The following is a 14,439-nucleotide window of genomic DNA, read 5'->3' as shown; positions in this document are numbered from 1 at the left end:
GCACTCGACCTCGCCGCCAGCCTCTACCTACCTGACACCACCGATCACCGACGAACTAACGGCGACGACCACTAGCCACCCGAGGTGACGGCGGGAGCGGGGCTGCGGGACGCGGTGGTGGGAGTAGGTGCGGGGGGTCCGGTCGCGGCGGCGCGGGGAGAGGCGGACGAGGACGGTGCGGCCGAGGCCGAGGGGGTGGCCGCCGGGGTGGTCGCCGGCACGGCCACGGTGCGCAGACGAGCGAGGGCGGCGGCGAGGTCGGTCTGGGACTTGCCGTACGCGGTGAAGTCGGGGGGGCTCGCCCGCAGGGCACTCTGGCCGGCCTGGTAGGCACGGTCGGCGTCGTTGATCGCGTCCTGCAGTGCGGAGCCACCACCAGTCACCGCACCGCCGGAACCACCACCGCCACCGGTGTCGGTTTGATCGCCACCGGTAACCGTCGGGGCGCCGGATCCGGCTCCGGCGGCGGCAGCGCCCGCGCCGGCCCCGAAGACCTTCTCCAGGGCGTCTCCGAGGGATGACCCGAAGCCGATGTTCTCGCCGTAGGCGGCGGCGACGCCCTGCAGGGTGGGATAGCCGGTGCTGCCCCGCGCCTGGACGTAGTACGGCTCGACGTAGAGCAGGCCGCCGGCCACGGGCAGGGTCAGCAGGTTGCCCTCGATGGTCTGCGAGCCGACGCCGCGCCACAGGGTCAGCGCCTTGGCGACCTCGCCGTTGGACTCGATCGCGTTCTGCACCTGGACGGGGCCGCTGATGGTGTCCCCGGACGGGAGCTTGAGCAGGGTGAACCGGCCGTAGGAGCCCGGGTCGCTGGAGACGGCCATGTAGGCCGCGAGCTTCGAGGAGCGGGCCGAGATCAACGGCGAGGTGAGGTTGTACGTCGGCGTGGTGCGACCGGGAAGCTGGCTGTAGACGTAGAACGGCGGCTGGGGCTCGTTGCTGCCGTCGGGTGAGTCGGAGACCTGCCAGAAGTCGACCTGGGAGTAGAAGTCCCGCGGGTTGGACACGTGGTACTGGCCGATCAGGTCGCGCTGCACCTTGAAGAGGTCCTCGGGATAGCGCAGGTGCGCCAGCAGGGACGGCGAGATGTCCTTCTTCGGCTTCACCGTGTCGGGGAACGCCTTCATCCAGGTGCGCAGCACCGGGTCGGACTCGTCCCAGGCGTACAGGGTGACGGTGCCGTCGTAGGCGTCGACGGTGGCCTTCACCGAGTTGCGGATGTAGTTGACCTGGTTCGGCGGCTGCTGCGCCCGGTTGCCGCTCTGGGCGGTCACCGAGTCGGCGGTGACGTCACCGAGGGTGCGCCGGGCCGAGTACGGGTAGCCGTCCGAGGTGGTGTAGCCGTCGAGGATCCAGGTGATCCGGCCGTTGACGACGGCGGGGTACGGGTCGCCGTCGAGGGTGAGCCAGGGGGCGGCCTTGCTGACCCGGTCCCGCGGGTTGCGCTCGTAGAGGATGCGCGAGTCCTTGGTGATGTCCCCGGACAGCAGCAGGTTCTTCTCGCCGAACTTCAGGGCGAACAGGGCCTGGCGGAACGTGGAGCCGATGGAGACCCCGCCGTCGCCGTTGTAGGTCGTCGTCGCCTGGGTGTTGCCGGGGCCGGGGCCGTCGATCTCCACCTGCCGGGTGCCGACCACCGAGTAGGTCGGCGACATCTCGCCGAAGTAGACCCGGTCCTGCGTGACGCCGAAGTCGCCCTCCTGCGGCAGGTTGCGCTCACCCTGGTCGAAAGCGGGCCGGCCGTTGTCGACGGTGTTCGACGGCGCGGCGACGAAGCCCTTGCCGTGGGTGTAGGTCAGATGGTCGTTGATCCAGTTGCGCTGCTCGGTGCCGAGACCGGCCTGGTTCAGCTCTCGCACGGAGACGACGTAGTCGCCGGTGGTCTTCTTGCCGCCGGCGCCGGTGACGGTGTAGCGGTCGACGTCGAGGGTCTTCGGGAACGTGTAGTAGCCGCGGATCTGCTGCAGCTGCTGGAACGTCCGCGACAGCTTGCTCGGGTCGAGCAGCCGGACGTTCGGAATCGTGCCGGTGTCGGCCGCCACCTTGGCCGACACCTTGGCCGCGGTGACGTCGGTGCTGGCCGCATACGGCTCGGAGCGCACGTTGTTGATGCCGTAGGCGTCCCGGGTCGCTGCGATGTTGCGTTCGATGTACGGCTGCTCTCGGGTGGCCTCGTTCGGCCGCACCTGGAACTGCTGGACGAAGGTCGGGTAGATGCCGCCGATCACCGCCGAGGACAGCACCAGGATGCCCACGCCGACCAGCGGCAGCGTCCAGCCACGCTGAAAGATGTTGTAAATGAACAGCACCGCGCAGGCCAGCGAGATGAACAGCAGGATCAGTTTCGCTGGCAGCACCGCGTGCACGTCGGTGTAGGACGCACCGGTGGCGACCCCGCGCGAGGAGAACACCGCGCCGAACCGGTCCAGCCAGTACGCCCACGCCTTGAGCAGCGCCACCAGCCCCAGCAGCACCGAGATGTGCGCCTTGGCGGCCGGGATCACCCGCTCCCGGGGCGTCTGCAGTCGGATTCCGCCGAACAGGTAGTGCGTCAGGACCGTCACCAGCAGGGCGAGCAGCACCGCGGTCAGCCCGAAACCCAGCAGGAACCGCTGGAACGGGTAGGTGAACATGTAGTAGCTGATGTCCCGGTGGAACTGCGGGTCGGTCTTGCCGAACTTCACTCCGTTGACCCACAGCAGCCACGTGCGCCACCGCCCGGAGGCGGACAGCCCGGCGGCCAGGCCGAACAGGGCCACGACCGCGACCAGCACCAGCTTCAGGTAGGGCTCGATGGCCGAGCGGTACCGCTCGAGGTTCTGCTGTTCCGTCGACAGGGGACGCAGCGGGGGACGCAGCTTGTAGGCCAGTACGATGTTGGTCCCGATCACAATGGCCATCACTGCGCCGAAGAGAGCGAACAACAGGATCCGGGTGTAGATGACGGTGGTGAAGACCTTGCTGAAGTTCACCGAGCGGTAGAACAGCAGGTCGGTGTAAAACCGCGTAAAGACCGTGACGAACGCGATCAGAACGGCCAGGATCAGCGCCACCGGAACGATCACCTTGGCGCGGGTCAGCACCGGGCGGGGGCTGGTCGAGGCCACAGTTCCTCCGTGCGGTCAGGGCGGTCGGGCCGCGGTCGTTGTTCGTTCGTTCACTTGATCGTCGTCGGGCGTTTCGGCCACCGGCCGGGCGTCGGACGGAACGTGAAGCACCCTGTACCGCAACCTACGCCAGCGGCTGCGGGCAGATCGGAGAGGATGGGTCCGGTGAGCAGCCCGAACATCACGGAGTTGACCTCCGTCGTACTCGAGGTCGAGCGACACGTCGCCGACTCGGGCTGGGACCAACCCAGCCAGGTCTACGCCCTCGCCGACACCTCTGACCTGCTGGCCCGCGAGCCGGCACTGGCCCCCCACATCGGCGACTCCCCGCCCGGATCGCTGACTCCGGTCGAGCAGGAGCCGTTGCCGGTGGGCCGCCTCGACGAGGTGCTCGCGGGCATCGGGTGGCCCCCGGAGGTGCTGGGTTGTGTCCTGGTCACCGAGCTCGTCGTGCTGCCGCCCAGCGCCGAGGAGGAGGCGCCGTACTCCGACGAGGAGATCGAGTACTGGGCGGCCAACCATCCGGAGCGCCAGGACGTCCGGCTCGCCGTCGGCGTCACCCGCAGCGGACTACACGCCTCCTGCCTGCGGGTACGCGGGGACGAGGAGCTCGTGGTCGATCCGGACCTGGCCGACAACCTGATCGACGGGCTGCTCGCGACCTTCCAGTGAGCCGGTGGCCGCCCCGTCCCCAACCGGACGGGGCGGCCATCCGGTGCGCCGCCGCGACCGCTCCAACCGGACGGCCGACCGGGCTCAGCAGGACGGGACGGTGGCCGCCGGGTTGACCCGCAGGGCGTCGACCGAGCTCAGCGCGTCGGTGAGGGTGTCGACCTTGACCAGCCGGGGTGCCTTCCCCCGCTCCACGGCCCTGGCGTCCGCGCAGTTCGCCGCCGGCACCAGGAAGATCGAAGCGCCGGAGGCCCGGGCGCCCAGGATCTTCTGCTGGATTCCGCCGATCGGGCCGACCGCGCCCTTCTCGTCGATGGTCCCGGTCCCCGCGATGGTCTTTCCACCGGTCAGTTCGCCCGGTGTGAGCATGTCCACGATGCCCATCGCGAACATCAGGCCGGCGCTGGGACCACCCACGTCCGACAGCCGGATGCGCACCGTCAATGGATAAGTGCGTTTCGCACTGGTGGTGACGCCGATCACGGGACGTTTCGGGTCGTCGGGCGCCGGCCGGGTCACGATGGACGCGGATGCGTCCTTGCCGTCCCGGCGGTAACTGATGGTCACCGGAACACCAGGGCGGACCTTGCTGATCTCCGTGCGCAGCTGCTCCTGGCTCGTCACCGCCACCCCGTTCACCTGGGTGAGCACATCTCCGGCGGCAAGTTTGCCGGCCGCCGCCGAATCGTCGGTGACGGTGCCGACCGTGACCGACGTGCCGGTCGGCTCGATCTTCAGCCAGGCGAGGGCCGCGGCGGTCGCCTGATCCTGGGAGTCCAGCATGGCCTGGGTGTTCTCCTGCTGGACCTGCTGCTCGGTGGAGCCGCGAGGCCGGATCAGCTCGGTGGGCACCACCGCCTGGTTGGCGTCGAGCCAGTCGTGCAGGGCGCTGACCAGGTTGAGCCGGGGCGTCTCCTCGACGGTGGTCAACTCCAGGCGGCCGGACGTCGGGTAGGTGCGGTGCCCCTCGATGGTGATCAGCCGCGTGCCGTCGACCGCGCCAAGGGTGTCGGTGACCGGCCCGGGAGCAAGGGTGACGAACGGGACGGGCAGCCAGAGGCCCACCACGAGCAGCACCAGCGCCAAGACCGAGGTGACCACGAGTGTCTGGGTGCGCCGGGCCATGCCCGCAGTCTATGTACCTGCCATCTCCGCCGGATCTGCCGGATCCGGGGCCGGGGATCTGCGGCTCGGCGCCCACCACGGGGTACTGGACACCCGCCGCAGCGCAGTCGGCGCCCGCCGCGACGCAGGAAACACAGTGCAGAGGACACACGGTGCGCGGGACCTGCAGTGCGACGGGCGCCGACTGGTCGAGCTGCGGCCTACTCGGATCCCTCCGGGCGCGGCCGCGGTCGCCTGTACAGATCGTCGAGAACGGTCGGCCCGGTGACCGGGCTCAGCAGATAGGTGTCGTCGACGTCGAGGGGGTCGACGTCGAACGGATCGACCTCGTACCGGCCACGGCCAGGCAAATCTCGATCACGCTCGTCACGATCGTCCGGACGGTGATCGCGTAGATCGCGCAGGCCATGAAGGTCATGGTCGCCGATCGGGCGATCGGACCAGTCATGAACGGACCAGTCATGGTCAGACCACTCGCGATCGGACCAGAACCGGTCCGCCACACCGGACCCGTACCCGTCCGGTGCACCCGGGGTGCGCTCGTCGGGATCAGGCCGGTGGTGCGGCCCGCCGCCGTCCGGCGTGAACGGGGAGGCACCGCCGCCCGCCGGGCCGGACTGATCAGCACCGAACTGGTCAGCAGAGGTGGGCTGGGGAGGAATCGGGCGGGCGAGCGCGGCCATGCTGCGCCGGTAGCCCGCAATAGTGATCATGGCTTCGGAGGAACGATCGGGTCGGCTACGCATGGCAACCCACACGAGCGCCACGAGGAGGGCGACAGGAGGGATCAGCAGGAACCACATGGGAAGCCTCGACGTCGAGACGAACAAGAAGATGACTAATTTCTATCGTAGGTGCCCCGCTCAGCAGGCGCCTACCCATTCCACCGCGCCATCGGCAAAAATCTGCTGTTTCCAAATGGGAACCTGCGACTTGATGTCATCGATCAGACGACGACAGGCGGCAAATGCCTCGCCGCGATGCGCGGCACCCACCGCCACCACGACCGCAACGTCCCCCACGCGGAGGTGCCCGGTTCGGTGGGTCACCGCGATTGCGCGGGCCCCCGCCTGTGCCGCGACTGCGGTCGTGACCCGCTCCAGCTCCGTCACCGCCCGTGGATGGGCCTCGTAGGCAAGGTCCGTCACCCGGCGACCGTGATCGTTATCCCTTACCACGCCCACGAACAGCGCGATCCCACCAACTTCCGGCAGTAGGACGGCCGACACGCACTCATCGATCGACAACGCAGTGTCACGAACTTCGGCCAGCGTGACCCGAGCGGGGGAGCCCACCGGTTCGCCCCCGACATCGACCGCAGGGGCACCACCAGCCGTGGGGGCTGTGGGGGCAGTGGGGGCTGCGTCGGTCGGCTCCACATCCCGACCCTAACCGTGCCTCGCGGCAGCCGTTCCGCCCAGCCGGCAGAAAACGCATTACCGTGGGTTCATGCCCGAACCGCACACGCGACGTCTCACTTCCCGATCAGGCCACGTCCGATGAGTGGCAACCTCCCGTTCGGCTTCTCCCCCTCCGGGGGCGATGGCGGCGAGGAGCCCCGCTCCCCCTTCGGCAGCGGCGCGCCCTTCTTCGCCGAGCTGGAGCGGTTGCTGTCCTGGCAGGGTGGGCCGGTCAACTGGGAGCTGGCCCGACAGATCGCGGTCCGCTCGCTGGGTGACGGTGCCACCACCGTTCCCATCGGGGAGCAGCATCAGGTCACCGAGGCGCTGCGGATCGCCGATGTCTGGCTTGATCCGGTAACCACGCTGCCGTCCGGGGCGACGAGTGCCGCCGGCTGGTCGCGGGTCGAATGGATCGAGAAGACCCTGCCGGTGTGGCGCACGTTGTGTGACCCGATCGCGGCCAAGGTCGTCGAGGCGATGCGTACCGGCATCTCCAGCGGGCTGAGCCAGCTGGGCGGCAGCGGCGAACTGCCGGAGGAGCTGCGTGGGGCGCTGCCGCCGGGGATCGATCTGAGCGCGCTGATGGGGGCCGGCGGGCCGGTCATGAGCATGATGAACCAGGTCGGCGGCATGCTGTTCGGCGCGCAGGTCGGCCAGGCGATCGGGACGCTGGCCGCCGAGGTCGTCTCGTCGACTGAGGTGGGCCTGCCGTTGGGGCCGGTCGGGACGGCGGCGCTCGTCCCTGCCGGGGTGGCCGACTTCGGGTCGGGCCTGGAGATCCCCGCGGACGAAGTACGCATCTATCTCGCGCTTCGGGAGTCGGCCTCCAGCCGCTTGTTCGCGCACGTCCCCTGGCTGCGGGCGCATGTCCTCGGCGCGGTCGAGGAATACGCCCGCGGCATCGCGGTCGACACCGAGGCCGTCGGCCGGGTCATGCGGATGGTCGACCCGAGCGCGCTGATGAACCCCGAGCGGCTGTCCGAGGCCCTCGGGGAGGACGTGTTCAACGACGCGACCACACCCGAGCAGCAGGCGGCGCTCGCCCGGCTGGAGCTGATCCTCGCGCTGGTGGAGGGTTGGGTCGACCACGTCACCGACGCCGCGGCGACCGGGCACCTGCCGGCCTCGGCCTCGTTGCGTGAGATGGTCCGCCGTCGCCGGGCCGAGGGCGGACCGGGGGAGCAGACTTTCGCGACTCTGGTCGGGCTCTCCCTTCGGCCCCGCCGGCTGCGAGAGGCGGCGGCCCTGTGGGCGGCCCTGGCCGAGGCTCGCGGCCGGGACGGGCGCGACGCGGTGTGGGAGCATCCGGACCTGCTGCCCACATCGGATGACCTGGGCTCGCCGGACGGATTCGTACACGGGACCAGCTCCGGCGTCCTCGACGATCCCATCGCCGAAATCGAGAAGCTGCGTGACACTCCCCCCGCCGAAGGCGGCCGCAGCGGCGGCGGTCCGGCCGGCGGCGAGAGCCCGGGCGGCGATCGACCGGACGGGGCGGACTGATCCCGCCTGTGGACTGGCCCGTACGGGCCAGGTGTTGTCCACAGCCCGGTTCCACTCGTCCACAGCGGTCGGCGGGGCCTCGCCCTGGACCGGACCTGCGTGGCACGGTGGGTGCCCGGCCCACCGGCCGGACTCCGGACTGTGTCCGGCGGCCCCGGCCGCCGGTGGACCTGCGGGGGATCCATGCACCCGATCCTCAAGCCGGGCCTACGTCGGCTCTGGCACAACGGCTCGACCCTGCAACTCGGCATCGACCCGGTTCGGGCAGTGGTGGTCACCGGTCTGCAACCGACGCACACGGCCCTGCTCGCCGCGCTCGACGGTCGCCGCACCTGGGACCAGGTGCGTGCCGACGGCGGCCCGGCCGGGCAGGACCTGCTCGATCTGTTCGCCGAGGCCGGCCTGCTGGCTGATGCGGACCTGTCCGCGCTGAGCGCACCCGACCCGCAGTCAGCCGCGCGGCTGGCCGAGGCACTCGGAGTGCCGGGCCGGGCGGTGGAACCGGCCGAGGCCGCGGTCACGGCGGCCGCGCGTGGCCGCCTGGCGCCGGATCTGGCCGCGTTGTCGCTGCGATGGGCCGATCCGGCCCGTCCACTGGCGGTGCTGCGCGCACGACAGGCGGCACGGGTGCTCGTGCGGGGAGCCGGGCGAGTTGGTGCCCAGATTGCGGCCCTGCTCGGCGCGGCCGGTATCGGCCGGGTGGTGATCGATGATCCCGGCGTGACCTCCGCCGCCGACGTTGCGCCCGGCGGCCTGCAGCTGGCCGATGTCGGGCGCTCCCGGGCGCTTGCGGCCGGCGGGGCACTGGCCCGGGTCGGCCACGCCCCCACCGGGCGGCAGGCGCCGCCTGCGTCGGCGTTCACCGCGCCGCCCTCCCGACCGGTCGGGCATGATCATGCCGGCGCCGATGGTCGCGGCTCACGGGCAGCGGTGCCACCGGCCTTCGAGGCGGATCTGGTCGTGCTTGCCCCGATCGGCCCGCCGCTGCTCGCGCCCGACCTCACCCTCGACCTGGAACGCCGCGGCCATGCTCATCTGCTCGTCGGGGTACGGGAGACCAGCGGGATCGTCGGGCCGCTCGTGGTGCCGACCGTGACGGCCTGTCTGCACTGCCAGCATCTGCACCGCCATGATCGCGATCCCGCCTGGCCGCTGCTCGCGCTGCAGCTGATCCGGCCGCGCCCCGCCGGCGACGACCCGTGCGACGTCATCCTCGCGAGTCTGGTCGCCGCGCTTGCCGCCATGCAGGCGCTGGACTACATCGACGCGATCGCCGCCGCGCCCCGGTCCGGTCCGGTCGATGGCCGGCCGCCGGCCCTGCAGCCCGAATCCGAGTCTTCGGAATCTGAGACCAAGACCGTGTTCTCGCCCGCCGATGTCCCCCTTCCCGCGACGGCGGACGGATCACTGGAATTCGCCGTACCCGGCTGGCGGGTGGCTCGGCGCAGCTGGCCCACGCACCCCAACTGCCCCTGCCGGACAGCCCGTTCCGTCGCGCGGGCAGCACCGGCGGGCGCATTCCCCGCAGGCCGGATCCGGCCCCGTCCGGGTGGCGCGGGCGGCACCGGCGGCGGCGCGACCGGCGGTGCCGGCAGCGCGCTGTCGCACCGGGGCAGACCGGCGAAACCCGGTTGACGCCCAACCGATCCTCGCGCGGCCCTCCCACGACACGCCGAGAGGGGGCACGATGGAGCTGTGTCCGACATCCCGCGGCGGGCCGTGGTCCGCACCGCGAAACTCGCCGCGCTTCCGCTGGGGATCGCCGGCCGCGCCACGATCGGCGCCGGTCGGCGGTTGGGCGGTCGCCCCGCCGAGGTCGTCGCCACTGAGCTGCAGCAACGCACCGCCGCGCAGATCTTCCGCGTGCTCGGTGAGCTCAAGGGCGGCGCGATGAAGCTCGGCCAGGCGATGTCCGTTTTCGAGGCCGCACTGCCCGACGAAGTGGCCGCGCCCTACCGGGCGGCGCTGACCAAGCTGCAGGAGGCCGCCCCGCCGCTGCCCACCGCGGTGATGCACCGGGTGCTCGCCGAGGAGCTCGGCCCCGACTGGCGCACGCTGTTCGCCGAGTTCGGCGACGCGCCGGTCGCGGCGGCGAGCATCGGCCAGGTGCACCGGGCGGTGTGGGCCGATGGCCGGCCGGTTGCCGTCAAGGTGCAGTACCCGGGGGCCGGGCCGGCGCTGCTCGCCGATCTGAACCAGCTCGGCCGGGCCGCCCGGTTGTTCGGCTCGATCGTTCCGGGCCTGGACATCAAACCGCTCATCGAGGAGCTCAAGGCCCGCGTCGCCGAGGAGCTCGACTACCGGCTGGAGGCCGCCTGGCAGGCCGCGTTCGCCGAGGCCTATGCCGATGATCCCGACATCGCGATCCCCCGTCCGATCGCCGGCGCCGACCGAGTGATCGTCAGCGAGTGGATCGACGGGACGCCGCTGTCCACCGTCATCAGCACGGGCACGACCGAGCAGCGCGATCGGGCGGGGCTGCTGCTCGTCCGCTTCCTCTACTCCTGCCCGGCCCGCGCCGGCCTGTTGCACGCCGACCCGCATCCGGGCAACTTCCGGCTGCTGCCCGACGGGCGCCTTGGCGTCCTCGACTTCGGCGCGGTCAACCGCCTGCCCGGCGGTCTGCCCGAGCCGGTCGGCCGGCTCGCCCGTCAGACGCTCGCTGGGGACGCCGCTGCCGTCACCGACGGGCTGCGGGCGGAGGGTTTCGTCCCACCGGCGGCCGAGATAGAAGCCGAGGAGCTACTCGGTTACCTGGCCCCCATGCTGGCGCCGATCGCCGACGCGGAGTTCACCTTCACCCGCGGCTGGCTGCGGGCGGAGGCCACCCGGATCGGCGACTGGCGTTCAACCACCGCCCAGCTCGGCCGCCAGCTCAATCTGCCCCCGTCCTACCTGCTCATCCACCGGGTGACGCTCGGTGCCATCGGAGTGCTCTGCCAGCTGGGCAGCACTGGCCACTTCCGCGCCGAGATGGAAGCCTGGCAGCCCGGCTTCGCCGAGCCCGGTACCCCGGCCGCCCGCGCCGCCAGGCAGGCCAACCGCCCCGGCCGTCCCCTGCCCGTGCTGCGGATCCGGGAGGAGGCCGGCGTCATCGAGGCCCTCGCCGGCCCGGTCGTCCTCGGCCCGCAGCGCCCCCGCCGTGGCCGGCGCCGACCGGCCGCGGCGGCGGGGGTGGCTGCCCCGAGTGCCACTACTCGGACCAGGGCGACCACCCGCTCGAAGGCCGCGACGAAACCGAAACCCATCGCCGAGCCCAAGCCCACCACCGGGTCGAAGCCAACCGCCGGGCCCGAGCCCGTCGCGAAACCCAGACCCACGACCAGGCCGAAGCCCACGGCCGGGCCGAAACCTCCGGCCGGGCCGGCCTCCACCAGCGAGTCCGTGCCCGTGCCCCGGCCGGACCCCGACGGCGAACAGTAGTTCCAGGCCGCCAGACGACGACGCTCGAACCCGTGGGCGCCGGGCCCGTGGGCGTGCCAGCCGGCGGAGGCTCAGCCGGCGGAGGCTGCGGGGGACGGCTCGTCGAGGGCGAGGTCGCCCAGGTAGACGAAGCCGTAGCCCTCGTCACGGAACCGCACGCCAGCGGCCCGCAGCGCGTCGCCCCAGTCGCCACGGCACTGCGGATCGGCTGCTTCCGAACCGTGGTCGGCGGTCAGCAGGAACGCGGTGGCGGCCAACAGGTCACGCTCGGCCAGCAGGTCGAGGAAGACGCCCAGCCGCGCGTCCGCGTCCCGCAGGGCGGCGCGTGACTCGGGCGAATAGGGGCCGCCGCCGTGGTGACCGGTGTCGGTGACGGTGGTGTTCCACCACATCACGTCGGGCGGGGTGGCATCGGCCGCCCACAGCTGCCGCACCTGGGTGAGACCGAGCGCGTCGACCCGGCTCGACCAGGCGAAGTCGGGATCGCGCCCGGCCCACTCGACGCTGGTGTGCGGATCGCCCTCGACCGGCGGCAGGTAGTCGCCCATGTCCCCCGCGCCGCCGGCAGAACCGGCCGCGCGGACCAGGCCGAACGTCGAGTAGTGCGCTCCCCGGTCGACCGGCTCGTTCACGCAGGCGGTCACCGCCTGCGGACGCGCCCGGGCCACGGCCTCGAACAGCGTCTCAACACCGTCCCGGAGCTGGTCGCAGGCCGCGTGCCAGGTCTTCACATCGTTGACGATCACCTGCTGGCCGACGGCGCGGTCGTAGTAGACGTTGTGCAGGATGCCGTGCCGACCGGGGCCGACGCCGGTGAGCGCCGAGGTGTGGTTGGTGAGCGTGACGCTGGGAAACTCGGCGATGGCTCCGCCGGTCAGTGCCGTGCCGTCGGCGAGCAGCCGGGCGACGTTCGGCAGGGCACCGGAGCCGGCGAGGTGCAGCAGGTCGTTGCAGTTCGCGCCGTCCCACAGCAGGCCCACAACGTGGCGCGCGGCGCCGGGGGTGACCAGGTCGGTCAGCGCGCTGCCCTCGGCCCCGGGCAGGCTCGCCCCGGCGAGCACGGCCAGGGTGGGGGCGATGTCGACGACCCGGGCCACGCCTGCGCGCAGGCCGCGAGCATGCACCCCGGCCCCGGAGAGCACCAGGGGTGCCCGGGACTGACCGGCGTCCAGCGAGCCGTGCTCACCGAGGTGGCCGCCGCGTTCCGGCCAGTAGTGCCCCGGGGTGTGCACGACGATCAGATCGGGCGAGCGGGTGGCGTCGCCGAACGCGGACAGCAGCCGCCGGCCCGCGAACGGATAGGCGTTGCGTTCGTTCGGCGGGGACGGATCCGCCAGGGCACGTTCCAGGGGCACGCCGTGCAGCGGATCCTGCGAGCTCAGCGGGTCGCGCCCGGAACGCACCTCCCAGGGCCCGTCCGGCGTCGCGATGGGCACCCGGGCAGAGCCCGCGGCGTTCGCGACGTACAGCCACGGCGCGTCCACCCAGGCGACCAGGTCGACGATCGCCGCCAGCTCCGGTGCGGTGAGCACGGCGACGGCCCGGCCCAGGTCGCCGGGACCGGGCGGAGCGGCCGGTCTGGTGACCGCCGCGAACGCTACCGGTTGGGGCTGGGGCAACAGATCGGGGGCGGATGGGGCTCCGGTCGACAGCGGGTAGACGCGATCGCGACTGGGCACGAGCGGAACACTATCCGGACGTCATCGTCGTGGGAACGAATCGACGGCCAACAGCGGCGGGCGGGACACCGACCACTCGGTGTCCCGCCCGCTCGGGTGTGCGCTGGGCGGCAGTGAGGTTCAGGCCGCGACCTCCTCGGGGCGTACCTTGCGCGGCCGGCCACGGGGGCGCTTGCGCGGGACGACGGCGCCGGTCACGACCAGCTCGCCACCCCACACCCCCCACGGCTCGCCCCGGTCGAGTGCCGCTGTCAGGCAGGCCACTCGGACCGGGCAGGTACGGCAGACGGCCTTGGCCGTCTCCACGTCCGCGGGGGATTCCGCGAAGAACATTTCCGGATCGACGTCCCAGCAGGGCAGAACGAGCCGATCCTGCTCGATCCGGGCGACGATCGAGTCATCGAACACCGGGGTGTCACCTCCGACACGGTTGGGCTTCGAGCGGATGGAGGAAGCGAAACGACAAAGAGCCGCGATCCCGATCGGGATCGCGGCTCTCGTGTCAGCTCCGGAGCGCTTACTCCGGGAGCGGATCGAGGACGAATCCCGACAGGAGGTGACGGTTCGTGGACAGCTGGTCAGCGGCACGCCGAGCGGCCGGACCGGGCACCGTGAGCAGCGCAACAGCTGCCAGCGGCGATGCTTTGGACGACCGGGTGCCGAACGCCGCCCCGGCGCACGGCTGTGCCGTGGCCGACCGCATGGCGGCCAGCTGAGCGGTGGCCGACTGCGCGGGCACCATCGGGCTGACGGGCAGGCCGAGGACCCGCGTGCGGGCACCGGTCGACCATTGCCCGGCAGCGCCGGCATAGCGCGCACGCGCAAGCATCGGATCGGCGGCAGCGCCCGTGCCCGGGAGGCTGGCCGCGGACATCAGGCCCTGGCGGCGGATGACCTCGCCACTCACCCTGCCCAGCAGAATGTTCACCATTGCGAGATCACCTCGATTCTCCGGAGGGCCGGTGGCGCATGGCAGCCAGTCGGCGTCTGTGGGGCGTCGAGGTAACCGTAGAAGGCCTTCGCGAGAACCTCAACGTATTTTCTGTGTCGCGTGTCCGACACGTTGTGTCATCGACTCCGGACGAGGGTCACCGGACCGGGGTCATGGCGTGGCACGACCGGCGACCAGCGCCAGCACCGCCGCACCGTACCGGTCGAGCTTGGTCTGACCGATCCCGGGAATCTGGACCAGGTCGGCGACCGTGGTGGGCCGGCATTCGGCGATCGCGCGCATGGTCGCATCGGTGAGGATCACGAACACGGGCATCCGGGCGTCCTTCGCGGTCGCCGCCCGCCAGATCCGCAGGCGTTCGTACAGCGCGGCATCGATGTTGCCGGGGCACCGCGTGCACCGCCCGGCCCGCGCAGCCGCGCCGGTCAGCGCCTGGTCGCAGACCCGGCAACGCACCGCGGAGCGTCCCCGGGTCTGGATCCGCCCCCCATCCGCCACCGTGCCGGTCCGGTCCGTCCCCTCCCCCCCTGGCGACCGCCCCGCGGCACCGGAGCCGGATCCGGCCGACCCGGCAC

Annotated in this window: 12 protein-coding genes; 4 read left to right on the top strand and 8 right to left on the bottom strand. The window is 71.7% G+C overall.

The genetic code is table 11. The annotated features are described in order from the left end of the window. Nucleotides 1-71: 71 nt before the first annotated feature. On the bottom strand, nt 72-3,107 hold the full coding sequence (locus tag ND747_RS13505) for a UPF0182 family protein (RefSeq protein ID WP_251733876.1): 3,036 nt from the start codon (nt 3,105-3,107) through the stop codon (nt 72-74). Between the two features lie 165 nt (nt 3,108-3,272). Between ND747_RS13505 and ND747_RS13500 the strand changes: the two genes are divergently transcribed. Continuing rightward, on the top strand, nt 3,273-3,779 hold the full coding sequence (locus ND747_RS13500; protein WP_251733875.1) for a PPA1309 family protein: 507 nt from the start codon (nt 3,273-3,275) through the stop codon (nt 3,777-3,779). 84 nt (nt 3,780-3,863) lie between these two features. Here ND747_RS13500 and ND747_RS13495 read toward each other — a convergent pair whose 3' ends face one another. The 3 genes from ND747_RS13495 to ND747_RS13485 all read right to left on the bottom strand — a co-directional run bounded on the left by ND747_RS13495 (nt 3,864) and on the right by ND747_RS13485 (nt 6,199). After that, complete coding sequence (locus tag ND747_RS13495) at nt 3,864-4,904, bottom strand: PDZ domain-containing protein (RefSeq protein WP_251733874.1); 1,041 nt, start codon at nt 4,902-4,904, stop codon at nt 3,864-3,866. 200 nt (nt 4,905-5,104) lie between these two features. Continuing rightward, the gene (locus tag ND747_RS13490; protein WP_251733873.1) at nt 5,105-5,617 is read right to left on the bottom strand and encodes a hypothetical protein; all 513 of its coding nucleotides are present in this window, start codon (nt 5,615-5,617) and stop codon (nt 5,105-5,107) included. Between the two features lie 150 nt (nt 5,618-5,767). Further along, entirely contained in the window at nt 5,768-6,199 is a 432-nt protein-coding gene (locus tag ND747_RS13485) for a molybdenum cofactor biosynthesis protein MoaE (protein WP_308204623.1), read from the bottom strand. 204 nt (nt 6,200-6,403) lie between these two features. Between ND747_RS13485 and ND747_RS13480 the strand changes: the two genes are divergently transcribed. The 3 genes from ND747_RS13480 (at nt 6,404) to ND747_RS13470 (ending at nt 11,233) form a co-directional block, all read left to right on the top strand. Further along, on the top strand, nt 6,404-7,810 hold the full coding sequence (locus ND747_RS13480) for a zinc-dependent metalloprotease (protein ID WP_251733871.1): 1,407 nt from the start codon (nt 6,404-6,406) through the stop codon (nt 7,808-7,810). Nucleotides 7,811-7,993: 183 nt separating this feature from the next. Then, nucleotides 7,994-9,445: a ThiF family adenylyltransferase gene (locus ND747_RS13475; protein WP_251733877.1), complete on the top strand. Its 1,452-nt coding sequence runs from the start codon at nt 7,994-7,996 to the stop codon at nt 9,443-9,445. 60 nt (nt 9,446-9,505) lie between these two features. Beyond that, a complete protein-coding gene (locus ND747_RS13470) occupies nt 9,506-11,233 on the top strand; it encodes an AarF/UbiB family protein (protein ID WP_251733870.1) in 1,728 nt (575 codons plus the stop codon). Between the two features lie 71 nt (nt 11,234-11,304). Here the strand turns inward: ND747_RS13470 and ND747_RS13465 are convergent, their stop codons facing one another. The 4 genes from ND747_RS13465 to ND747_RS13450 form a co-directional block, all read right to left on the bottom strand. Next, complete coding sequence (locus ND747_RS13465) at nt 11,305-12,912, bottom strand: alkaline phosphatase family protein (RefSeq protein WP_251733869.1); 1,608 nt, start codon at nt 12,910-12,912, stop codon at nt 11,305-11,307. A gap of 120 nt (nt 12,913-13,032) precedes the next feature. Then, on the bottom strand, nt 13,033-13,320 hold the full coding sequence (locus ND747_RS13460) for a WhiB family transcriptional regulator (RefSeq protein ID WP_251733868.1): 288 nt from the start codon (nt 13,318-13,320) through the stop codon (nt 13,033-13,035). Between the two features lie 109 nt (nt 13,321-13,429). Then, entirely contained in the window at nt 13,430-13,843 is a 414-nt protein-coding gene (locus ND747_RS13455; RefSeq protein WP_251733867.1) for a hypothetical protein, read from the bottom strand. Nucleotides 13,844-14,014: 171 nt separating this feature from the next. After that, nucleotides 14,015-14,439, bottom strand: a 425-nt coding sequence (locus ND747_RS13450; protein ID WP_251733866.1) for an HRDC domain-containing protein, incomplete at its 5' end; no start/stop codon positions are given.

The organism is Frankia sp. R82, from assembly GCF_023716925.1.
In the GTDB taxonomy this organism is placed as follows: domain Bacteria; phylum Actinomycetota; class Actinomycetes; order Frankiales; family Frankiaceae; genus Frankia.
The sequence above is the reverse complement of the archived record's forward strand: the minus strand, read 5'-3'. Positions and strand labels throughout refer to the sequence as shown.